The sequence below is a fragment of the Ruegeria sp. 6PALISEP08 genome (assembly GCF_001238295.1).
Classification (GTDB): Bacteria; Pseudomonadota; Alphaproteobacteria; order Rhodobacterales; family Rhodobacteraceae; genus Ruegeria.
On record NZ_LGXZ01000012.1, the window covers coordinates 44,658 to 66,721 of the forward strand.

27 protein-coding genes are annotated in these 22,064 nt (G+C 58.0%); 9 read left to right on the forward strand and 18 right to left on the reverse strand.

Annotated features, from left to right (window positions below; all coding sequences use genetic code 11):
- Positions 1-7: 7 nt before the first annotated feature.
- Entirely contained in the window at positions 8-502 is a 495-nt protein-coding gene (locus tag ALB80_RS16735) for a murein L,D-transpeptidase family protein (RefSeq protein WP_253276901.1), read from the forward strand.
- On the opposite strand, the gene ALB80_RS16740 is transcribed toward ALB80_RS16735, so the two are convergent.
- Entirely contained in the window at positions 499-852 is a 354-nt protein-coding gene (locus ALB80_RS16740) for a hypothetical protein (RefSeq protein WP_050605243.1), read from the reverse strand. The two genes, ALB80_RS16735 and ALB80_RS16740, sit on opposite strands and share 4 nt — an antisense overlap.
- A gap of 212 nt (positions 853-1,064) precedes the next feature.
- Between ALB80_RS16740 and ALB80_RS16745 the strand changes: the two genes are divergently transcribed.
- On the forward strand, positions 1,065-2,054 hold the full coding sequence (locus ALB80_RS16745; RefSeq protein ID WP_050605332.1) for a glutathione S-transferase family protein: 990 nt from the start codon (positions 1,065-1,067) through the stop codon (positions 2,052-2,054).
- Here the strand turns inward: ALB80_RS16745 and ALB80_RS16750 are convergent.
- Positions 2,036-2,398, reverse strand: a complete 363-nt coding sequence (locus ALB80_RS16750) for a response regulator transcription factor (protein WP_050605244.1) — start codon at positions 2,396-2,398, stop codon at positions 2,036-2,038. The genes ALB80_RS16745 and ALB80_RS16750 overlap by 19 nt on opposite strands.
- Before the next feature lie 185 nt (positions 2,399-2,583).
- Between ALB80_RS16750 and ALB80_RS16755 the strand changes: the two genes are divergently transcribed.
- From ALB80_RS16755 to ALB80_RS16765, 3 genes are read left to right on the forward strand one after another with little or no spacing between them, the layout of a single operon-like run.
- A complete protein-coding gene (locus ALB80_RS16755) occupies positions 2,584-3,549 on the forward strand; it encodes a threonine-phosphate decarboxylase (protein WP_050605245.1) in 966 nt (321 codons plus the stop codon).
- Positions 3,546-4,466 (forward strand): adenosylcobinamide-phosphate synthase CbiB, encoded by a 921-nt coding sequence (gene cbiB, locus ALB80_RS16760; RefSeq protein WP_050605246.1) that lies wholly within the window; start codon positions 3,546-3,548, stop codon positions 4,464-4,466. The genes ALB80_RS16755 and cbiB overlap by 4 nt, the downstream gene beginning before the upstream one ends.
- An 11-nt stretch (positions 4,467-4,477) precedes the next feature.
- Positions 4,478-5,641, forward strand: a complete 1,164-nt coding sequence (locus tag ALB80_RS16765) for a lytic murein transglycosylase (protein ID WP_050605247.1) — start codon at positions 4,478-4,480, stop codon at positions 5,639-5,641.
- A 6-nt stretch (positions 5,642-5,647) separates the two neighbouring features.
- Here ALB80_RS16765 and ALB80_RS16770 read toward each other — a convergent pair whose 3' ends face one another.
- The 5 genes from ALB80_RS16770 to ALB80_RS16790 all read right to left on the reverse strand — a co-directional run bounded on the left by ALB80_RS16770 (position 5,648) and on the right by ALB80_RS16790 (position 11,844).
- A complete protein-coding gene (locus ALB80_RS16770; protein ID WP_083445341.1) occupies positions 5,648-5,986 on the reverse strand; it encodes an acyl-CoA thioesterase in 339 nt (112 codons plus the stop codon).
- Between the two features lie 223 nt (positions 5,987-6,209).
- A complete protein-coding gene (locus ALB80_RS16775; protein WP_050605248.1) occupies positions 6,210-6,560 on the reverse strand; it encodes a hypothetical protein in 351 nt (116 codons plus the stop codon).
- A gap of 53 nt (positions 6,561-6,613) precedes the next feature.
- Complete coding sequence (locus tag ALB80_RS16780) at positions 6,614-10,069, reverse strand: chromosome segregation SMC family protein (RefSeq protein WP_050605249.1); 3,456 nt, start codon at positions 10,067-10,069, stop codon at positions 6,614-6,616.
- A 141-nt stretch (positions 10,070-10,210) separates the two neighbouring features.
- Complete coding sequence (locus tag ALB80_RS16785) at positions 10,211-10,606, reverse strand: hypothetical protein (RefSeq protein WP_050605250.1); 396 nt, start codon at positions 10,604-10,606, stop codon at positions 10,211-10,213.
- Positions 10,607-10,650: 44 nt separating this feature from the next.
- Complete coding sequence (locus ALB80_RS16790; protein WP_050605251.1) at positions 10,651-11,844, reverse strand: PLP-dependent aminotransferase family protein; 1,194 nt, start codon at positions 11,842-11,844, stop codon at positions 10,651-10,653.
- 149 nt (positions 11,845-11,993) lie between these two features.
- Between ALB80_RS16790 and ALB80_RS16795 the strand changes: the two genes are divergently transcribed.
- On the forward strand, positions 11,994-12,764 hold the full coding sequence (locus tag ALB80_RS16795) for a FadR/GntR family transcriptional regulator (RefSeq protein ID WP_050605252.1): 771 nt from the start codon (positions 11,994-11,996) through the stop codon (positions 12,762-12,764).
- A gap of 17 nt (positions 12,765-12,781) precedes the next feature.
- On the opposite strand, the gene ALB80_RS16800 is transcribed toward ALB80_RS16795, so the two are convergent.
- The 8 genes from ALB80_RS16800 to ALB80_RS16835 form a co-directional block, all read right to left on the reverse strand.
- Positions 12,782-13,564, reverse strand: coding sequence for a class I SAM-dependent methyltransferase (locus tag ALB80_RS16800; protein WP_050605253.1), 783 nt, complete (start codon positions 13,562-13,564; stop codon positions 12,782-12,784).
- Positions 13,565-13,567: 3 nt separating this feature from the next.
- Positions 13,568-14,401: a hypothetical protein gene (locus ALB80_RS16805; protein ID WP_050605254.1), complete on the reverse strand. Its 834-nt coding sequence runs from the start codon at positions 14,399-14,401 to the stop codon at positions 13,568-13,570.
- 199 nt (positions 14,402-14,600) lie between these two features.
- On the reverse strand, positions 14,601-15,161 hold the full coding sequence (locus ALB80_RS16810; RefSeq protein ID WP_050605255.1) for a F0F1 ATP synthase subunit B: 561 nt from the start codon (positions 15,159-15,161) through the stop codon (positions 14,601-14,603).
- A 5-nt stretch (positions 15,162-15,166) separates the two neighbouring features.
- Complete coding sequence (locus ALB80_RS16815; protein ID WP_050605256.1) at positions 15,167-15,718, reverse strand: F0F1 ATP synthase subunit B'; 552 nt, start codon at positions 15,716-15,718, stop codon at positions 15,167-15,169.
- A gap of 86 nt (positions 15,719-15,804) precedes the next feature.
- Positions 15,805-16,029: a F0F1 ATP synthase subunit C gene (locus ALB80_RS16820; RefSeq protein ID WP_005981269.1), complete on the reverse strand. Its 225-nt coding sequence runs from the start codon at positions 16,027-16,029 to the stop codon at positions 15,805-15,807.
- 48 nt (positions 16,030-16,077) lie between these two features.
- Positions 16,078-16,836, reverse strand: a complete 759-nt coding sequence (locus ALB80_RS16825) for a F0F1 ATP synthase subunit A (RefSeq protein ID WP_050605257.1) — start codon at positions 16,834-16,836, stop codon at positions 16,078-16,080.
- Positions 16,837-16,838: 2 nt separating this feature from the next.
- The gene (locus ALB80_RS16830; protein WP_050605258.1) at positions 16,839-17,171 is read right to left on the reverse strand and encodes an AtpZ/AtpI family protein; all 333 of its coding nucleotides are present in this window, start codon (positions 17,169-17,171) and stop codon (positions 16,839-16,841) included.
- Positions 17,172-17,355: 184 nt separating this feature from the next.
- Entirely contained in the window at positions 17,356-18,270 is a 915-nt protein-coding gene (locus ALB80_RS16835) for a LysR family transcriptional regulator (RefSeq protein ID WP_050605259.1), read from the reverse strand.
- Positions 18,271-18,376: 106 nt separating this feature from the next.
- Between ALB80_RS16835 and ALB80_RS22240 the strand changes: the two genes are divergently transcribed.
- Positions 18,377-18,589 (forward strand): hypothetical protein, encoded by a 213-nt coding sequence (locus ALB80_RS22240; protein WP_157054233.1) that lies wholly within the window; start codon positions 18,377-18,379, stop codon positions 18,587-18,589.
- A gap of 40 nt (positions 18,590-18,629) precedes the next feature.
- Entirely contained in the window at positions 18,630-18,965 is a 336-nt protein-coding gene (locus ALB80_RS16840) for a helix-turn-helix transcriptional regulator (RefSeq protein ID WP_050605260.1), read from the forward strand.
- Here ALB80_RS16840 and ALB80_RS16845 read toward each other — a convergent pair.
- The 3 genes from ALB80_RS16845 to ALB80_RS16855 all read right to left on the reverse strand — a co-directional run bounded on the left by ALB80_RS16845 (position 18,962) and on the right by ALB80_RS16855 (position 21,292).
- Positions 18,962-19,375 (reverse strand): universal stress protein, encoded by a 414-nt coding sequence (locus ALB80_RS16845; protein ID WP_050605261.1) that lies wholly within the window; start codon positions 19,373-19,375, stop codon positions 18,962-18,964. The genes ALB80_RS16840 and ALB80_RS16845 overlap by 4 nt on opposite strands.
- Before the next feature lie 127 nt (positions 19,376-19,502).
- The gene (locus ALB80_RS16850) at positions 19,503-20,417 is read right to left on the reverse strand and encodes a DMT family transporter (protein ID WP_050605262.1); all 915 of its coding nucleotides are present in this window, start codon (positions 20,415-20,417) and stop codon (positions 19,503-19,505) included.
- Positions 20,414-21,292 carry a LysR family transcriptional regulator gene (locus tag ALB80_RS16855; protein ID WP_050605263.1) on the reverse strand — a complete coding sequence of 293 codons (879 nt, stop codon included), beginning with the start codon at positions 21,290-21,292 and terminating at the stop codon, positions 20,414-20,416. The genes ALB80_RS16850 and ALB80_RS16855 overlap by 4 nt, the downstream gene beginning before the upstream one ends.
- A gap of 120 nt (positions 21,293-21,412) precedes the next feature.
- Between ALB80_RS16855 and ALB80_RS16860 the strand changes: the two genes are divergently transcribed.
- Positions 21,413-21,994: an FMN-dependent NADH-azoreductase gene (locus tag ALB80_RS16860; RefSeq protein WP_050605264.1), complete on the forward strand. Its 582-nt coding sequence runs from the start codon at positions 21,413-21,415 to the stop codon at positions 21,992-21,994.
- Positions 21,995-22,064: the final 70 nt, after the last annotated feature.

The following is a 22,064-nucleotide window of genomic DNA, read 5'->3' on the forward strand; positions in this document are numbered from 1 at the left end:
CATTCTGTTGACACTAGGTGCCGGCTGGTTTGGCTGGCACCGCTATGGCCCGCGCTCGCCGGCCCGTCCGCTGGCGCCCGAAGCCACACGCATTGACCATATCCTGATTGAGAAATCCGCCCGCCGCCTGACTGCCTCGCTGGACGGGGCAGTGGTGATGCAGGCCGGCATTTCGTTAGGTTTTGCCCCGGACGGAGCCAAGCAGATTGAAGGGGACGGAAAAACCCCTGTCGGGCTTTATGAAATTAATCGACGCAACCCGAACAGCGCCTTTCACCTGTCACTAGGAATAGACTATCCCCAACCCGATGACATTAAACGCGCACGTCTGAAGGGTGAGGACCCCGGAGGAGACATCTTCATCCATGGGCAACCAAACGGTGTGGTCGGTGTTACCCTGCCCGGAGACTGGACATTGGGCTGTATTGCACTGTCGAATGCCGAAATGGCGCAGCTTTGGAGCCTGACAGAAACCGGCACGGCCGTCGAAATCCGGCCCTAATCCTCGTGCCCCAATAGGGCAATCGGTGCATCCGGCGCGCGATAGAAATCGAGCGGAGCCTTGTCATGGGCTGCGGTGCTGCGTTTGAATTCATACCGCATTTCACCACCTTCGTCCTCATCCGCGACGATCAGGCATTGGTAAAGATGGTTTGCCCCATCATAAATATCGACCAGCCCGCGCAGACGCGGGGTGGTTTGGGCCTCAACCGTAAATCCATCTTTCCACAATTTAAGAATTTTGTATGTATTGTTGCCCATTTCCGCCCGCAAACGGCTGGCTTTCTTCATGGTGGCGATTCGGGCCGCGTCCAACTCGGCGCGTATTTCCTTTGAAACATAGGTACTCATTAATCCGTTCCCCCGCTTATGAGTTCTATTGTGCGGGAAGAGTTGTAAAAATCCAGTGAACCGCATCACAGATCACGTTCTATCCGAAGTCTGTTGCACAGAAATCCCGACCCCGACTGTGCGACAATGCAGAGCTCTTGCGCGAGTGTTCGGATAGGAAGATGCCGGGCATGGGCCTATCTTTGGCGAAACGCTTTTGCGGAGGAAAAGAAATGGGCCTGCTGGTCGACGGAAAATGGCACGACACCTGGTATGACACCAAATCCACGGGCGGGGCGTTCAAACGCAGCGCCGCGCTGTTTCGCAACTGGCTGACCGCCGATGGCAGTGCAGGGCCGTCAGGCAAGGGCGGGTTCAAAGCGGAAGCCGGGCGCTATCACCTCTATGTCAGCTACGCCTGCCCCTGGGCACATCGCACACTGATCTTTCGCGAATTGAAAGGGCTGAGCGATCTGATCTCGGTCTCGGTCGTGCATCCAGACATGCTGGACAAAGGCTGGACCTTTGAAGCCGACAATCATGGTGCCGCCGGTGACGACCTGTATGGCTTGGATTATGCCCATCAGATCTACTCCAGGGCCGATCCTTCTTATTCTGGTCGCGTCACGGTGCCGATCCTGTGGGACAAACAGCACGAGACAATCGTTTCGAACGAAAGCTCGGAAATCATCCGCATGTTCAATTCCGCCTTCAACGGGATTACCGGCAATACCGACGATTACTGGCCCAAAGCGATGCGGGACGAGATCGAAGAGGTCAATGCGCGCATCTATTCAAACCTCAATAACGGTGTCTACAAGTCCGGCTTTGCCACCTCGCAAGCGGCATATGACGCCGCTGTGGGCCCGCTGTTCGACACATTGGACTGGCTGGAAGACCGTTTGTCCCGCAACCGCTATCTGATGGGGGACCGGATCACCGAGGCCGACTGGAGGCTTTTCACAACTCTGGTCCGCTTCGACCCAGTGTATCACCTGCATTTCAAGTGCAACAAGCGGCGACTGGTCGATTATCCGAACCTATGGGCCCATACGCGTGAGCTGTACCAGTGGCCGGGTGTCGCGCAGACGGTGAACATGAACCACATCGTGCGCCATTATCACTACAGCCACGACAGCATCAATCCGCATCGAATTATTCCGGTGAACCCGGTGCTGGATTATGCAGAGCCGCATGGCCGCGATCAGCGACCTGCAGCGTAATGCTCGACCATCGCCGCCAGATCCTCTGGCGGCGTTTCACTTTGTACATAAGCGCAGGCATTCGGGCTGTGGGCAAAGATCGACCCATCCGAGAAGAAGGAGGTGTTGGTGACAAAGATCACCCGCGCCTCGGGGCGGCGATAGCTGGCGAAATCGGCCACGGCCAAAGCGCTGCCGGTTTCCAAAACCAGATCCAGCACGATGATTTCGAAATCCGTGCCATACAGCGCCAGAATGGCGGCCTCCTGCGTCTCGACCAGCGTGACCTCGGCGCCTTGCCTTTCCAGATGCCTTTTCCAGACCCGACCAAGATCGGGATTACTCTCAACAATCAGAACTTTCATTTGCAACAACCTCGGCACTTGATATGGTGATTGGTGCCGACCCCCGTGGTCCGTGATCTCGTTATTTCCTTAACAAAGTGTTAACAGCGGCCCCACAGCTCCGTGAACTGGCGGATTTGCTTGTGTAAGAGGCAAAAATCCGCTTGAAACGCGCAAAAATCGGTCATTTCCCGCAGAGAGAGCAAATGAGCACATTGGATCACGGTCTGGACCCACGCGCGGCGCGCGACCACGGTGGAGGGCTGGACAGGGCGATTGTCAGGTATGGTGGTCAACGCTCCGACTGGATCGATCTGTCGACCGGCATCAACCCGCATCCTTACGAGGTTTCTGGGCTAACTGCCGGTGATTGGGCTGAACTGCCGGATCACGGGGCCTTTGAACGACTTTCAGATGCCGCACGCCAGTTCTGGAATGTGCCGGAGGGCGCGGCGATCCTGCCCGCACCGGGCGCATCGGCCATCATCGCACGCATTCCCGCGCTTGCCACGACAGGCGCCGTGCAGATCACGCCGCCCACCTATAACGAACACGCCGCCGCCTTTTCGGCACAGGGTTGGACCGTTCAAGCTAATTCACCCGGAGATGCCCGCGTAATCGTGCATCCGAACAATCCCGACGGTCGTATCTGGAAGGAAAGCGATGTTTCTGCCCCGCTGACCGTGATTGACGAAAGCTTTTGCGACGTCATGCCGGACGTGTCCTTGATCCATCTGGCAGACCGCCCCGGCGTTATCGTGCTGAAGAGCTTTGGCAAGTTCTGGGGACTGGCCGGGATGCGTTTGGGCTTTGCAATCGGGCGGCCAGAGATGATCAACCGGCTGAACGATCTGACGGGCCCGTGGTCTGTGTCTGGCCCTGCCCTGAGGGTTGGAACACAGGCCCTGGCGGACAATGGCTGGGCAAACAATACACGTGCGCGATTGGATGATGAGGCCGCCCTGTTGGACGCTCTGGTGACTGCCAAGGGGGCAAGGGTCATCGGTGGCACCAGCCTGTTCCGGCTTTATCAGGTTGACGACGCCGCTGGATGGCAGAATCGACTGGCACAAAGCCATATCTGGAGCCGCGTCTTTCCTTATTCAACCACCTATCTGCGTCTCGGGCTGCCGCCTGCGGACGGGTGGGATCGGCTGGAGACCGCGCTGTGAGCCTTGGCCTGATGCTGGTTTGCGCCATGTGTCTGGACGCAGCGCTGGGAGAGCCCGACTGGCTCTGGTCGCGCGTCAAACACCCGGCTGTGATGATCGGCAATCTGATCGGCTGGCTGGATAAACGTTTGAACCATGGGGCCGGACGTCGGTTGAAAGGGGTGGGTGTGCTTGCCCTGCTGGTCTGCGGTGCATGGGGGCTGGGCTGGGCGCTGTCTCTGCTGGGGCCGGTTGTCGAGGTCCTGCTCTGTGCGATCCTGCTGGCCCAGAAATCGCTGGTTGCACATGTGCGTGCGGTGGGTGACGGGCTGCTGACCTCATTGGCCGAAGGGCGGGCACAGGTGGCCATGATCGTCTCACGCGATACGCGGGACATGACCGAGGCGCAGGTGGCGCGCTCGGCCATCGAAAGCGCGGCGGAAAACCTCAGCGACGGGGTCATTGCGCCTGCTTTCTGGTTTCTGGTCGCCGGATTGCCCGGGCTGCTTGTCTACAAAGCCGTGAATACCGCCGACAGCATGATCGGTTATCGCAATGAAAAGTACCGCGCGTTTGGCTGGGCCTCGGCCCGGTTCGACGACCTGCTGAACCTGATCCCTGCCCGCCTGACCTGTGTGCTGATCGTGGCGCTCTCGGGCCAGCGGTCGCGCTGGCGCGAAATTGTAGGGGATGCGCGCCGCCATATCTCGCCCAATGCAGGCTGGCCCGAGGCCGCCATGGCCCGCGCGCTGAACGTCGCCCTTGCCGGACCGCGCAGCTATGACGGGCAGGTCAGGGATCTGGCCTGGGTCAACGGCGATGCGCCGCACGACATCGGCGCGGCGGAAGTTTTCCGCGCATGTCACATGTTGTGGTGCGTTTGGGGGCTTGCGCTTGGGCTCGTGTCAGTGTCGGTTGGGGTCAAACTGATTTTCTGACGGGTCCCTTCATGCGATTTCTTTCTGGTCTGATCGCCGCAGCTCTGTTTGCCTCTCCTGCTCTGGCCCAATGTGGTGGCGGGTTCAATTCGTTCGTTAAGGGGTTAAAAGCCGAGGCTGTGCAGCAGGGTTTTGATAAATCCACCGTGAACGCGTTTTTCAATGGCGTGCAGCAGGACAATGCCGTGCTGAAGGCGGACCGTGCGCAGGGGGTGTACCAGAAACCGTTCATCGAATTTTCACGCCTTCTAATCACGAGAAATCGGATCGAACGTGGGCAGGCAATGTCGCGCGAACACGACGTTGTGTTTGACCGGATCGAGCGCGAGTATGGCATCTCGCGCGGGGTGCTGCTGGCTTTTTGGGCGTTTGAAACAGACTATGGTGCGTTTCAGGGGAACTACAACACCCGCAACGCGCTGGTGACGTTGGCGCATGACTGCCGCAGGCCCGAACTGTTCCGCCCGCAAATATTTGCTGCCATCGAACTGTATCAGAACGGTGATTTCGACCCTGCCCGTACAACGGGCGCATGGGCCGGAGAGATTGGCATGGTCCAGATGCTGCCCCGTGACATTCTGGAAAACGGGGTCGACGGAGATGGTGACGGGCATGTTCGCCTGAAAACCTCGGCCACTGATGCGCTGATGTCCGGGGCCAAGATGCTGTCGCATCTGGGTTGGCGTGCGGGCGAGCCGTGGCTGCAAGAGGTCACAGTGCCCGCACAAATGGATTGGTCCCTGTCTGGCCCCGGCAAACCACGCTCGGTGGCTGATTGGCAAGCCATGGGCATACAGGCCCGCAGCGGGTCGCTGGCCAATCTGCCAGCCTCATTGATCCTGCCACAGGGACGCAACGGGCCAGCGTTCCTAGCCTATCCCAATTTCGACGTTTATTTCGAGTGGAACCAAAGCTTTGTCTACGTTGTGACAGCCGCCTATTTCGGCACACGGCTTGAAGGCGCGCAGATCTATGATGCAGGCAATCCGGCGCAAGGTTTGAACGGCGCACAAATGAAGCAGCTACAAAGCAAGTTGCAGGCCAAGGGCTATGATGTCGGCAAAGTCGACGGCATTCTGGGAGCTGGAACGCGGGCCGCTGTGCAGGCGGAACAGCAACGCTTGGGCCTGCCTGCAGACGCGTGGCCGACAGTTGAATTGTTGAACCGCCTTTAGACGGCTTTAACTGTCTTCAAACACAGGACGTGGCACCCCGGTCTTATCCAAGGCAACAAAGACGAAATCCGCATCCGTTACCTTTTGGCCATTGTCGGATTGTCTGGGACGCGCCCAGACATCCACATGAACGCGTATGGATGTGCGTCCGACATGGACCAGCGTTGCATAGAGCGTCACTTCGTCCCCAACCTTGACCGGTTGCAAGAACTGCATCGCCTCGACGGAAACGGTCGCCGATCGTCCCTGCGCCACACGCGCCGCCATATTGCCTGCAGCCAGATCCATTTGCGACATCAGCCATCCGCCAAAAATGTCACCCGCCGGATTGGTGTCGGCGGGCATCGCAATCGTTCGAATGACCAGAACACCTTTGTCTTGCTGACGACCATGCGATCCGCGTTGTTTTCCCAGAGCGAGGCGTTTGTCGTAGTCTTCTGTCACAGGTTATATCCCCTCATGGGCCTTTGGCTGGAAAGATCGTCCGCACAATCTGACAAGTTTTTTCGTCAAAATGAAGAGAGTCCCTGTTTTGTGCTTTGTCTTTGGACCGCGCTGACACACCGGTTTACTCGGGCCGAACCGGATACCGATCGCCTTTCTCGTCGATTAAGATCAGCCTCTCGCCGCTGTGCACATACAGATCACATCGGCTGAACCCATTTCGATAAGCGATGCAGACGCTGCCGTCCTCGGCAATGGAATAGGTCCCAAAAGCCGAGTCTCCGCTGGCATAAGTGAAGGAATAGGCCCCTCCAGCCGAGAATTTGGCCTGACCGTCATCGTAGAAGGTGAACGTTTGGCCCGCCAAAGCGTCGAGTTCCGATGATGTCAGGGGAACATCCCCGGATTTGACAGACCAGTCTGTGGCAAAGGCCGGGCTGGCAGCGATTAGGGCGGGGATCAGAAAACGCGTCATGTTCCCAAGTTAGCGTGATACGGCCGCAACCGTCATAAACTTGCAGTGAGCGGTCAGGCGACCATCTGCTCGGCTTTCTTCAGATCAACCGAAACCAATTGGCTGACGCCCTGTTCCTGCATGGTCACGCCGAAAAGCCGGTCCATCCGCGCCATCGTGACTGCATGGTGGGTGATGATCAGGAAGCGCGTATCGGTCTGGCGGCACATCTCATCCAGTAGGTCACAAAACCGCGTGACGTTGGCGTCGTCCAGCGGCGCGTCGACCTCGTCCAGCACGCAGATCGGCGCGGGATTTGCCAGGAACACACCAAAGATCAGCGCGGTCGCGGTCAGGGTCTGTTCTCCACCCGACAACAGGCTGAGGGTCGACAGTTTCTTGCCCGGCGGTTGGCACATGATCTCAAGGCCTGCATCCAGCGGATCGTCGCTTTCGACCATGACCAGATTGGCCTCACCACCGCCGAAGAGATGCTTGAACAGCATCGCGAAATTCGAGTTCACCTGTTCAAACGCGGTCAGCAACCTCTCGCGCCCTTCGCGGTTGAGGCTGGCAATGCCGCTGCGCAGGGCCTTGATGGCCTCTTCCAGATCTGCTTTTTCGCTGCTGAGCGTGTCGAACTCTTCCTGAACTTCTTTACTGTCTTCCTCAGCCCGCAGGTTCACCGCGCCCATTGCGTCACGTTGGCGCTTGTGGCGGTTCACCTCTGATTCCAGTACATCCGCAGCAGGCATCTGGTCGGGGTTCACGTCCAACTGGTTCAGCAGCTGGTTCGGGGTCAGCTGTTGATCTTCAGCGATCCGTTCCGCTGCAGCGACGACGCTTTCTTTGGCCGCATCACAGCGTGCTTCAGCCGCCGCGCGGGTTTCACGCGCTTCCGAGGCCAAACGTTCAGCCTCACGTTCAGCCAGAACAATCTCTCGCTGCTGGGTCTCAGCCTCGGCCAGCTTGTCAGCAGCCTCTGCCCGACGCGTTTCAGCCGCTTCGATCAGTTCGTTCAACTCTTCCCGCGCTTCGGCGATTTCTGCGGGCGCTGCCATGGCTTCGGTCAGTTCTTCTTCCGAGCTTTCCTTGCGCTCGGCCAATTCCGAAATCCGCTTTTCTGCAGTTTCCAATCGGTGCCGCCATCCGCTGAGGTCTTTTGTGACCTCCTGCGAACGGCGAGTGCGTGCGTCCCCCTCACGACGCAGCTCATCATGGGTCGAACGGTGGGTCAGCATTGTGATCCGCGCCGCTTCGACGGTTTGTTTGATGTCTTCGACCTCGGCACGGGCGCTGTCGAGTTCACCTAAACCGCTCAATGCACCCTCAGCTTCGCGCAATTGCGCGCGGGCCGCCATGGCGTCTTCCTTGTGGCGATCCACGGTGAGAGTCAGGGTTTCCAGCCTTCCCTGCGCCAGATTGCGATCCGCTTCGGCCCGGCTGAGCAGACGCGCGGTTTCAGCCATGCGCTGATCAGCAGCACGGCGAGCTTCACGCGCCCGACGGTCGGCCTCGGTCACATCTGCCAATTGGCGCGACAGCGCCTCATGCGCAGCGCGGGCACCATCTGCTTGCGCCTCGGTGCGTGTCAATTCCTGCTTCAGCGTTTCCAGTTTGTTGAGCTGCTCCAACCGCAGCGCTGCTGCGCTTGGGGCATCTTCGGCCCATGCGCGGAAGCCGTCCCAACGCCACAGATCACCCGAGCGGGACACCAGCCGTTGACCCGGTTTCAGCGCCGCCTGCAGGCGTGCACCCTGATCCGCATCCACAAGGCCAATCTGAGCAATCCGACGGCTGAGACGATCCGGGCCAGATACATGTAGCGCCAGCGGTTCGACCCCATCCGGCAACTGCTGATCACTGTCATAACCCGCCACCTGCACCCAACCGGAGGGGCCATCGCCCTCGACCAGCGGCGCACGCAGATCATCGGCCAAGGCCGCGCCCAGGGCTTTTTCAAAGCCCGGCTCTACGCGCAGCAGATCCAGCACTTGGCCACCTTCGGCGGTGTCACGTTCCACCAGCTTGGCCAGGGCAGTGGTTTCGGCACGGATCGCTCCAAGTTCGCCTTCAGCCTCAGAACGCTGCGCACGCGCTTCGGCCTCGCGCGCTTGCGTTTCGTTGCGCAGCTCGTCGGCGGCAGCCAGGGCCTCGTCAGCGGCTTCAGCTGCTTCGCGCGCTTCTTCCTCGCCCTCCTGCGCGGCTTCAAACGCCTCGCTGGAGCGGGTCAGGGCCGTTTTGGCCTCATCCACTGCGTGCCGTGCTTTTTCCTCTTCGCCCTCGGACCGGGCCAAAGTCTTGCGACTGTCTTCGACCAAACGTTGCGCCGATTGGTGCCGGGCAACAAGGCGGGCCATATCTTCGGTCTGTTGCGACAGGTGGTCTTCGCGGTCCTGCAGGATCGAGGCCGCTTCGCGCGCGATTTCTGCCGCTTCGGCCACTTTCTCATCATGACCTTCGGCTGCCTTGGTCAGCTCGCGCGCTTCCCATTCCAGACGCTCGATCATCTGACCCGCGTCGCGGTTCAGACCGGTTTCGCGCTCAATATCGTTGCCAAGCTGCTGAATACGGTTGGTCAGTGTCTCAATGGTCTGCCGCGCGCGGGTTTCTTGATCCGAAAGCTGATCGCGCTGCACCTGCTGACGTTGTAGAACAGCCGCAGCAATGGCCTCTTCTTCGCGCAAAGGTGGCAGGGCTTCTTCGATCTCGGACCGTTTGGCGGCGGCCGCTCGGGCTTCAGCCTCGGCGCGGGAGGCTTCGGTGATCCGTTCGCGCAGCTTTTCTTCAGCCTGCTGGCGGGCCATATCAGCTTCTTTCCAGCGCCGATACAGCAGCATCCCTTCGGCCTGCCGCAGTTGTTCGCCAATCTCGCGATAGCGCGCGGCCTGACGCGCCTGACGGGCCAATTGAGCCAATTGCCCACCGAGCTGTTCCAGAACATCATCGACGCGGGTCAGGTTGGCCTCGGTCCCTTTCAGCTTCAACTCGGCTTCATGGCGGCGCTGATAGAGGCCCGAGATCCCGGCGGCTTCTTCCAGAATACGGCGGCGGGCGCGGGGTTTGGCGTTGATCAGCTCGGCAATGCGGTTCTGTCCCACCAGTGCGGGCGAATGTGCCCCGGTCGAGGCATCGGCAAACAGCATCTGCACATCTCGGGCTCGCACATCCTTGCCATTGGTCTTGTAGGCGCTGCCGACATCACGGGTGATGCGGCGGACGATCTCCAACTGATCACTGTCGTTGAAACCTGACGGGGCGAGACGTTCCGAGTTGTCCAAGGTCAGGACCACCTCGGCAAAGTTGCGTGCAGGCCGGGTGGCAGCACCGGCAAAGATGACATCTTCCATCGCGCCGCCACGCATGGATTTGGGGCGGTTTTCACCCATCACCCAACGCAGTGCTTCCAGAAGGTTGGACTTGCCACAGCCATTTGGACCAACCACTCCGGTCAGCCCGTCCGCGATGATCAAATCGGTCGGGTCCACGAAGCTTTTGAAGCCGGTCAGTTTAAGTTTGCTGAAACGCAATGGCTGCTCTTGGTATGATTCCTATGGTTAAGAAGTCTGCGCAACCATGGGTACAAGTGTCAACGTGATTGCGCAGGATGTGGCATATTGGGTCGAGTTATCCACAATATCTTGGCAAAACCACGCGCAAGACCGGGTATCTCAGTAGGGCGTACACTCGAACACCTGATAGTCATAGCCGCTGGTATAACCGTAATCGACACATTGATACGGGCGGAGGATGAGAGCGCCGAAAATCAGCTTTTCCCCCAATTCGCGATCGCACCCCAGCACCCCGACAGTGACCGCCGCATCGCCCAATACGTCCAGAAGCGGACAGCCCGACACGTGCTCCATCGCCAACGCGGCCCGGTCGCGGATCGGGCCCAGGCGCGGGGCGTATTGAGCGTTCACACGGACGGCCTCGGCCAGTTCATTGCGGACCCGCACGTCAAAGACGCTGCCATTCACCGCGACACGTGTTGCCGGCAGGTCGCGGAAGTAAGGCGTGCCGCCTGAACAAGCGGTAAGGAACAGAAAGGCAAACACTCGGGTCATGCCGCATTTCTAGCGGCAATATGGTTAACGAAACCTTTCCCAATTCAGGCCCGCAAGACTTCTCCCAAACGACGAATACCTTCGCGGATTGTCGCTTCGTCAGAATTTGAAAAACTGAGTCGAATGGTATTGGTGCCGCTGCCATCCGGGAAGAATGCTTGCCCCGGTACAAAGGCCACTTTCACCGTATCCAGAGCTCGCGCCAACAGGTCAGACCCATTGGTCCCTGCGGGCAGCGTGACCCAGATGAACATGCCGCCTTCGGGCCGCGTCCACTCGACCCCCTCGGGCATATGCTGTTCCAACGCGTCCAGCATCACATCGCGACGGGCCTTGTAGACCGCACGCACTTTGGGAATATGTGTGTCAAAACACGTTTGTGCCACCTGATGTACGGCCATTTGATTGATGGTCGCCGAATGAAGATCCGCCGCCTGTTTCAACAAAACCATCTGAGAGATGATCGGTTTGGAGGCCACAACCCAGCCCATGCGCAGCCCCGGCGACAGGGTTTTTGAGAAACTGCCGCAATAGATTGTCCGGCAGCTTTCGATAGACCCTTTACGATCGAGCTCCAGGGACAGGATCGGTGGAATCGGATCACCATCATAGCGCAACGCCTGATAGGCCCCGTCCTCGATTATGACGCAGTCCAGTTCTTCTGCCAAATCCAACAAAGCATCCCTGCCCTGCCGATCCAGAGTTTCGCCGGTTGGATTGGCAAAATCCGCCGACAGATAAGCGAACTTCACAGTGCCATCCCCTGCTGCTGCTATGTATTCTTCGGCTCCGTTGTTGCCATTCAGCCGATCAAATCGGGGCTCGTAGGCATTGAACGCTGCAAGTGCACCCAGATAGGTTGGCCATCCGACCAAGGCCGTATCACCAGGAGACAGGAATAGCTTGCCCAGATAATCCAACGCCTGCTGCGACCCCGATGTGATCAGGATGTTGTCAATGTCACACTCTACTCCGATTTGACGCATGTGCTGCACCAGCCATTCTCGCAACGGGACATAGCCCTCGCTCACCGAATATTGCAGCGCCTGCGCCTGTGTCTCTGGTCCCAGTGCTGCTTGGAATGCCTGTGCGAACGCGTCAGCTGGAAACAAAGCAGGGTCCGGGATGCCACCGGCAAAAGAAATGATACCGGGCTGATCGAGCAGTTTCAGCAGCTCTCGGATTTCTGATGCCTTCATCCGGGAAGTTCGGGTGGCAAACAATGAGTGTTGAGACATGAGGCTCCTCCGATCTCAATTCAGGGCAGCCTATGGGTATACATCTTAAAGTCAATAATGCTGACCTATTATTTCAATCGATGTGAACTGGCGTTCTTGAACGCATTGCGCACCCGTGGTCAAATGAGTTGACCAATTCCGGAACGAAGATGCCCTTTCACAAAGTCGAAACCGAAAAACTCTCGCTTGCCGTCGTTCGCCAGATCGAACTTCTGATCCTGCGTGGCATCCTGCGCCCCGGTGAACGCCTGCCATCCGAACGCGAGTTGGCCGAGCGGATGGGGGTGTCGCGCCCGTCGTTGCGCGATGCGATATCCGAACTTCAGGCGCAGGGGTTGCTGGCCGCAAAGGCCGGATCAGGAATCTATGTAGCCGAGGTACTGGGATCTGCCTTTTCCCCGGCGCTGATCCGATTGTTTGGCAGTCATGACGAAGCGGTATTTGACTACCTGTCCTTTCGTCGCGACATGGAGGGGTTGGCCGCAGAACGGGCCGCACGGCTGGGATCAGACAGCGACCTGAAGGTGGTTCAGGCGGTCTTTGACAAGATGCAGGCGGCGCATGACAGGAACGCGGCGCATGACGAGGCGCAACTGGACGCCGAATTCCACATGGCCATCATCGAGGCCAGCCACAACGTCGTCATGCTGCACATGATGCGCTCGATGTATGATCTGCTGATACAGGGCGTGTTCTATAACCGACAGACCATGTTCCAACAGCGCGCCACGCGCGAGGCCATTCTGGACCAGCATCGGGCGATCAATGGCGCGCTTCAGGCGCGCGATCCTTCGGCTGCACGCAACGCAATTGAACAGCATCTGGACTTTGTTGAACGCAGCATGGCGGATCAACGAAAGGCCGAACGTAATGAAGCCATCGCACAACAGCGGCTGGCCCACGAAACCGAACACGACTGACAAGCGCCAACCGCCATTCAGGGCTTTTGCTGCTGCTCGGTCACGCGACGCTTCATTTCGTCATAGTCAACCTGCGTCAGGCTGTCGTGGCCAAAGCGCTTTTTCAGCTTTCGGCGATGCCATTTTCCAGGCCACGCAAACTTGTCCAATGTCGTGAAAACATAGATGTCGCCGGTCAGGTGAACCTTTCGCATTCCCAGTTCAGAGGCCATGAAATCAAGGCACTGTTCCGAGGAAAAGCTGATATGCTGTCCGGTTTCAAAGACCCAATACCACCAGTCCCGTGAGGGTATGGCGTTTGGATCGAAGCATGTGGCCGAAAAGAACAAAGTGTCAAAACCGAACCGGGCGCGCGCCTCTTTGATTTGTGAAAGTGGGTTGGGCAGGTGCTCCAACACTTCGAAGGCGGTGGCAACAGAATAGGAACCGTTATCCGCTTCGAACCCACGCGCAACCAGATTATCGGCAAAGGGGTCGGACCAATGGAAATGAAGCCCGATATCACGCAGGCCACGCACGAGCAGCCCGTAGCCACCTCCAATGTCGATGCCACGAGCCTCGGCAAGGCCATTTGCGCGCATGGCAAGTGACACACCGCGAATATTGTTCAGGTTGCGCGCAAGAATTCCGGTGTCTGTCAGGGCGATGGCATCGCTATAAGCTTCGTTCAGCCAGGTGGGAGAATCCACCCAGATAAACCCGCAACTTTTGTCCAGAAAGTACCGCGCCGGGTGACAGCCGATTACATCGGCCTCAAACAGAAACTCACCTTTTTCACCAGTCAGAGGGGAATGAGACATTTGTTAGGCCGCCCCTGCTTCTCTAGGCAGTAAATTAGATGGAAATGGCGCGCCGCTGCCTTCTCCCAAATGATGATCAGGGGCCAATGTTGTCAGCGCCGGATCGATGAACAATCTTGCGCCACGGTCCCGAAGCTGTTTGTGCAGCATCACATGTTCGCACACCTGCTGACCTTTTTCGTCCCGGCAAGAATAGCGCAAGCCCCTGAGCGCGCGGGTCTTATACAAGCCGGCGCCTCCAAAAGCGCTATCAACCGGGATAAGCGGCGTTTCGGCCGGAATATGGAACTGGCGGTCAAAGACCGCTGACTTCAGCAAACTATGGCGCCATTTGCGACGCCCGAACAATGGTCTGCGCGTGCTCTGAATGCGCTGCCAGACGTCTTCATCACACCAACCGGAGCAGCGCAAGGCATGGATGTCATAATATGCAGGCTTGGAATTGCCGAAGACACCCTCCCACAAAGGGGCAACCCTTTGCGCCGCTGACAGAACCGCCTGAACATCCAGACAGACGTTCGGGCCATCCAGATCCAGCACCAGGGTAAGATCGAGATCGATGTCTTTCTCTTCCAATCTGTTGAGTACGGCATTTCTTGCGGCTGTGATGCGCTCAATCCGATCAGGTACACGAGAAGCGAGCCCATCCAGTTGAATGATATCGACGTGCTGACTTCGATCAGCGTAATCGAATAACACACGGTCCGTATCGTCCGTGTTGTCATTGGTCGCAATGGTGGCTGAATACCGGCTCAACTGGGCCGACAGATTTTCCATCCTGTTGATCGTATCGATCAGCGCCAAGCCGCCGTTTCTGACCACGCCAATAATATTCATCGAAACTGGGTCGCCCGACACGGTCTGTCTTTCCCTGAACTGTAACGCTCTTCGCGGAGTTTACCTGCCAACCTGATCCCCGACGGTTGGTAGGATTCGGAGTGTGAACAACAAAAAAGCAGAACTGCTCAAGAAACAAAAGACCCGAAAGCCACTGGCCTTCGGGTCGTCTGCATCACTTTTCTGTAAGGGGCATCCCTCAGTGCAGCTTGGTGCCCACATCTGCAATCGACGCGTCGATCAGTTTGTTTGCCTGTGCCGCGGTCATCTGCTTGGCCAATACGGAACCTGCAGCAGCAACCGCAACCGAAACGGCCTGATCACGTACTTCTTTCACAGCAGATGCTTCAGCCGAAGCGATCTGGTCCTGAGCCGCAGCCAGACGACGTTCGATCGACTTTTCAAGGTCAACCTTCGCTTGATCAGCTGCCAGAACCGCGTCTTGCTTGGCCGCCGCAACGATGGCGTCAGCCTGAGTCTGCACCTCGCGCTGCTTGCGCTCGTACGAGGCCAGCAGGCTGCGTGCTTCTTCGTGCAGGGCACGGGCTTCGTCGAGCTCTGACTTGATGCCTTCGGCCCGGTTGTCCAGAGCGCCGCCGATCATCCCGGGGACCTTGAAATAGAACAGGACCGCGATGAAGACGATAAAGCCCAGAAGAACAACAAAGTCTGTGTTGCCAAGCGAGATAAACGGCCCCTTGGCGGCAAGCGCCGGGCTGGCTGCGCCAAATGTCAGGATAAGGGCAAGAGTGTTCCGCATGTCACTTATCCTTTCGTCTGCGTATCTACGGCACTGGAAATGGCATCCGCTTCCGCTTCGCCGCCCAGAGCTGTAACCAGTTCGGCCGCCGTGTCTTTGGCAACCACTTGAATGCTTTCCAGCGCACCGGCACGGATTTCGACAATTGCCTTTTCCGATTCAGCCGCCTTTGCAGCGATTTCCGCATCCGCCTTGGCAATCGCGTCGTCCAGTCCAGCCTGGATTTCGGCGCGTGCTTCGGCAGCGATACGCTGCGCTTCGGCACGGGCATCGGCCAGCGCCTTGTTATAGGCTTCTTCAGCCTCGACCGCCTTGGCCTTCAGATCTTCGGCCGCAGCCAGGTCATTTGTAATGGTCCCCTGACGTTCAGCCAGGATTGCCGCAATGCGTGGCAGAGCCACTCGGGACAAGACCAGAAAGATGACGACCAGCGTAATGACCAGCCAGAAGATCTGGTTGGGGAACCAATCGAAGCAGAGCTGCGGCATCCCGATGGCAGAGCCATAGGAGTCAACGCACGAGCCAGCTACCTCTTCTGTAAGGGGTTCAGTCGCCATGATGTCCTCCGTCGGAACGTTGTCTTTACAACAGGTGGGCCGCTATGGCTTGGGCCCACCCGCGCGTAAGGATCAGGTTCCGCAGATTAGACGGCGAACATCAGCAGCAGCGAGACCAGGAATGCGAAGATCCCCAGGGCTTCTGCGAATGCGATACCAATAAACAGGGTTGCGGTCTGCGAAGCAGCCGCCGAAGGGTTGCGAAGGGCTCCGGCCAGGAAGTTTCCTGCTACGTTGCCCACACCGATTGCGGCTGCGCCGGAACCGATTGCTGCCAGGCCTGCGCCGATGTGTGCGAGATCGCCTTCCATGATGTTTCTCCTTACGAATTGGAAGTTTCGATGTTTGGGTATCGGACCTTAGTGCGACGGATGCAGCGCATCTTTCAGATAAACACAGGTCAGAATGGTGAAAACGTAGGCCTGGATGAAGGCCACAAGGACCTCAAGACCGTACATTGCGGTGATCGCCAGAACCGACACGGGCGAGATCACGGCAACCGCGGCGAATCCCGCGAAAACCTTGATAACCGCGTGGCCAGCCATGACGTTACCAGCAAGACGAATAGAGTGGCTGACAGGACGTACGAAGTACGAGATCAGCTCGATGATCGCCAGGATCGGACGCAGCGCCAAGGGTGCGCTGGAGACCCAGAACAGGCCCAGGAAGGCCGCGCCGTTCTTGACGAAGCCCAGGATGGTTACCGTCAGGAACACGGCCAGTGCCAGCGGGATGGTGACTGCGAAATGCGACGTCGTGGTGAACGAGGTCGGGATCAGGCCCAGGAAGTTCGCGCAGACGATGAACATGAACAAGGTCATGACATACGGGAAGAACTTGACGCCTTCCTTGCCGCAGATATCTTCCAGCATCTTGTAGACGAAACCGTAGGTAAGTTCCGCAATCGACTGCATGCGGGTCGGAACGATTGCTCGTTTCGACGTGGGCAGCACCAGCAGAGCCACAACGGCAGCAATTGCCAGGAACAACCACAGGGTCACGTTGGTGACTGTGAACATGCCCACCGCACCGTCGCCGAACAACGGCTTGACGATGAATTGGTCCATCGGGTGAAAAACCAGGCTGCTGCCTTCTGCTGCGGTGGTCTCAGTCGCCACGTTCAGTCCCTCTCGTCCTTTTCGGCCGCGTCAGCTGCCGTTTGCTTCGCCTGAGCTTCCTGTGCGCTGCGGAGCATAACCTTCACGCCCGCGACAAGACCCAGCAATGTGAACAGCACCAGAAATATCGGGATTGTCCCGAGCAGGCTGTCCAGCCCGTATCCGATGCCAAATCCGATCCCCAGACCGGATACCATTTCGATGACCATCCTCCAGGCAAGCTCGCCCCCGGACACGTCAGCATCCGCACGCGGCTTAGGCGCTTTGGCCTTTTTCGCCGCGTCGATCTTGGCCTCAAGCTGCGCCATACGCTGCTTTTGGTCGTCATCGGTCACGGGCGTTTCCCTCGTACAGTCTTGGGCATGGTGCTAAGGGGACAGAAGCCCAGAGTCAACGGGCTTGCGCGCCTTGATTGCCGCACCTTAAGTATATGTTTTTACATTATATTTTTAGCATCCACTTGACTCATGGGTATATCACACCCGAGCGCCGGTCCAAAAATGCGTCCAAACCTCATATTCAACCAAAGAGTTGATTATCCCCCTCAACAGGTTGCCCGCGAAGACCGGCTGTTTCATCCAGCAACCAGCCACGAAAGGCCTGAACAGACTTCCTGCGGACTGCGCCCGCTCCAAGAACCAACCGGAATCCCCCGTCCCTAAAGCCGATCGGAAAGCACCGGATCAGCCGCCCCGCATTGAGATCCATAAGCATACAATCTGCGGACCCCAGAAAGATGCCCTGACCATACAACGTCGCCTCCATCGCCAGCCCCGTCATGGTCTTCCAGCCACCGATACGGCGTTCGGGCATTTCAATTCCAGCCAATTCCGCCCAACGCCGCCAGGTTTCGGCCGGTCGATCGCGATAAAGACGATAGTTCAGGATTTGCGCGGGGTTGCTCCAACCTTCGGGCCGCAGGGTTGGCGCGGCATAGGGATATACCGGCGCGTCGCTGATCAGGTCTGACGGTATGTCCAATTCACCACGATGCGCAAAGCGAACGGCCAGATCCGCGTCGTGACGGTCAACGTCGGCCAAAGCCTGCGAGGCCTCCAGCCGCAACTCAACACCCGGGAAGGCGTTGTAAAAACCGGACAACCGGGGGACGAGGTATTTCTGTGCAAACAACGGCTCACAGCTGATCGTGATGGTTCCTTCGGGCCGCTGGCGCACCAGTTCGGTGGCTTCGGCAATCTCGTCGAGCGCCGCCATGACCCTGATCAGCAAACCGCGCCCTTCCAGCGTCAGCTCAACGCCGCGCGGCAGGTCCCGGAACAGAGCGACACCCAGCCGATCCTCGAGACCTCGCACATGTCGGCTGATCGCAGAATGGCTGACATTCAGCTCATCCGCGGCACGGCTGAAACTTTCGTGCCGTCCCGCAGCTTCGAACGCTTTCAGAGCATTAAGAGGAGGTAATATGCGGGCCATTCCAATTATGTGCTTTTTTGTAACGTATTGAGTCAAGTAATTGATTTTGAATTTCCCTACAGATCAGCTCATTTTCCCAATGAAATTAGAGGATAAGGAGTACGTAATGGAACAGATTCAGAAGAAATGGAAATTTAATTTACGTCTGATTTTTAAACCACTTCGATGTTTTTCACTTCTAAACCGTAAACGGCGCGCCAGGGCGACGCCTTTGCCAGCAACTGCGCGCATGGCCCGGGATATCGGCCTGATTGAAAGTGATGTGGATCGATTGCGGATGCACTTGCCTTTTGACAGACTCCACCATCCGATGCTGTAACGCCCTTTCCGCGCGCACGCCAAGCGGCTATGAAAGCGTGATGAACGATCCGCTCGACACAGTCTTTGCAGCCCTCGCCGACCCCACGCGCCGTGCTATCCTGGCAATGCTGCTGGAGGATGACATGGCCGTGACTGATGTGGCCGAGCCATTCGACATGTCACTGGCTGCGATTTCCAAGCATCTGGTCATTCTGACGAAAGCCGGGTTGATCAGTCAGGAGAAACGCGGGCGGGTGAAATGGTGCAAGCTGGAACCTGACGCACTGCGCGCCGCATCAGTTTGGATGCAGGGGTTCGGTCAGTTCGAACCCGTTAATCTGGATGCGTTCGAGCGTTTTCTGGAAGTTGAGCTTCCGGCCTCGGACGAAGCCTAGCGCACCACAAAGACCGACATGCTGGCATGTTTGGCCAGATACCCGGCGTGGCTGGAGAATATGTAGTCCGTAATCCGGGGGGCATGGGTTCCCGCAATGATCAAATCAGCCCCCATCTCTTCCGCTGCGCGGGTCAGGTCGCCGTCCACTTCGGCGGCAACGTCGACCGAGTGAATCTTGCGGATGGCAACTTTGGTCCCACTATCGGCGGCAAGCTTTTCGGTGAACACCGCCAAATCCCTGTCGATTTCGGCTTCGGTTTCCGTGGATTCACCCATATGGGCTCCGGTCACGCTGACCAGAGTGATTTTAGCCCCCTGCCATTTCGCCACTTCCGCAGCGATATCAGCAGCTTTGCGGACCTCGGGCGGCAGATGCCGATCTATCGGCAGCATAATATGCTTGAACATAACCTCCTCCTCTCACTTTCTTTGCAGTGTATTGGAGAGGCAAATCTCAAGCCTTGATCTGGCTCAAGCAACTTCCGCATTCGGAATGCATTCGAAAACCTAGGCGGCTTAAAGCGCAGGTTCGGCGTTATTCCGCAGTTGTGCTCATCTGCACGGCACGCGGTGCTTCCTCTTTCAGCAGCATCAGCAAAGCGATGACGGTCAGCACCACCCCACCCAGGATCAAACCCGTGGGTACAGCTTTGCCCAGCGCGATTTCCCACAAGATCACCCAACTTGGCACCAGATAGGTATAAGCCATCACCTTCGCCGAGGGCAGCCGCAAAGACGAGAACTGCACCAGCACAAAACTGGCAGCCGTTGCAAAAAACGAAATATAAAGCAAACCAATCCAGACAATGGCCGGAAGCGCGGCCCAGTCTGTAGCCCTCAGATCATACCAACCAAACACTGTCAGCAAAAGACATCCGGCAAGCAAGGTACCAAAGGTGAAGACCACAGCGGGCTCTCCACGATTCAGTTTACGTACCATCGGAGTATAAATCGCATGGGCGACACAGCCCCAGAAATAGATGACCTCTCCGCGCCCGATCTCAAAGGCGCGAAACACCTGCCAATCGGCTCGAAAGATTACCCACAACGCCCCCACTGCCCCAATGGTCAAAGCCAGCGCCATACGCGGGGTGGTGATCTGACGCAACAGAACCCATCCTGCGAGGGCCGAGACGACAGGTGTCAGCGTGAAGACTGCGGCGGCACTGACCGGTGGCGCGGTTTGCAGACCATAGAACATCAGCACGAAGTAGGTGGCGAACAACCCGCCCAACACAAGATAGCGCCAGGGGGCCTGCGCCGCAGCGCGCGGCAATCCGGTTGTGGCCAGAGCGGCGACACCAATCACCACCGCCGCAATGGCAAACCGCACCGCATTGAGCGCCGCCGGGGCAATCTCGTTCGCAATCATCGACCCAAGCGAAAAACTGCCCGCAACGAGGGCAGAAAAAGCCAGCATGGCCAGATGGCCACGGGCCTGAGGGGTCATGATTGCCAGCCTTTGGCCTGTGCTTTCAAAAAAGTCAGGAACGCCTGCACCTTGGTCGTTCGATGCAGATCCACATGCGTCACCAGCCACAGGTTGCCGAACCATTCTGGCAGCGGCTCCATCACTTCGACAAGATTGTCATGGCGGGTTGCTTCCCATCGGGACATGAATCCAATACCGGCGCCGGCCAAAACGGCCTCGCGCATACAGAAGTTGTTGGTGCAGCGAAAGGTAATGCGGTCAGTAGGCACCGTCGCGCGCAGCCACCGGGTGAACGGTGCCCGGCTGCCTTCATCATCAGAGCTGACAAATTGGTGCCTCGCGAAATCTTCGGTGCCCGACGGTTTACCAAACCGTTCGACATATGCAGTGCTGGCATACAGGCCGACCTCTTCTTGCCTGAAGGGCTGAACGACGTTGTCTGGCTGATCCGGTGCCGACCCGGCGCGGATTGCTACGTGCGCTTCGCCATATTCCAGCCGGAACAGCCGGTCTCCGGTTAGGTAACGCACTATCAGATCCGGATGCATCTCTTGAAACGCGGTGAGCGTTGGCACCACCAGAGGTGCAATCGAGCCCAGCGACGTCACGACCAACTCGCCCGAAACATCGTCACCCCGACCCTTCATTCGGCCCACAAGCTGATTGAACTGGTCTTCAGTGGCCTGGGCCACACGCAACAAATCGTCACCCGCTTCGGTCGGCGTGTACCCGCGCGCGTGACGCTGGAACAGTTTGACCCCCAACCGCGCCTCGATAGCGTCGATATGGCGGATCACTGTGGCGTGGTGCACCCCCAGAACCTCGGCGGCACCACTTACCGTCCCCATGCGGGCCACCTGATAGGCGGTTCTCACCTCATCCCAATTGTCCATGGCAATGTCGTCACTGTGCAATTTCCAACAATAACTGTTGATGTATCCGAGTTTTGTTCACCAGTGCAACATTCATATTGGAAGCAGGACAAGATTTCCCTGACCCAAAGGACCCAATCAATGACCAATACTATCCTTCATATCGACTCATCCGCCCGCCGCGTGGACTCGACCACGCGCGATCTGTCAGAGCGTGTGATCAAGCAACTGGGCGCAGAACGCATCATCCGGCGTGATCTTTCCACCCCACTTCCAATGCTGACCGAAGATTGGATCGCTGCCAACTTCACACCAGTGGAACAGCGCGACGAAGTACAACGCGACCGGCTCGCCCTGTCAGACCAGCTGGTGGCCGAATTGCAGGACGCCGACACCATCGTCATTGGCCTGCCTATCTACAACTTCTCGGTTCCGGCCGCTTTCAAGGCCTGGATCGACCTTGTTGCACGCGCCGGTCTGACTTTTTCCTATACCGAAAACGGTCCCAAAGGTCTGTTGGAAGGTAAACGCGCCATTCTGGCTATCGCTTCGGGCGGTGTCCCTGTCGGGTCCGAGGCGGATTTCGCCACCAACTACGCGCGCCACGTTCTGGGCTTTATCGGCATCCATGACGTGGACGTCATCGCTGCCGATCAGATGGCCGTGAACCCCGATGCAGCGTTGCAAAGCGCCCATAAGGCTGTAGCTGAGCTTGCAGCCTGATCCCCTCTGGTCAATGAGCCCGGAAACGTCCAGTCTGCCATTCAGTATGACAGGCAGACTGGATGGGCAC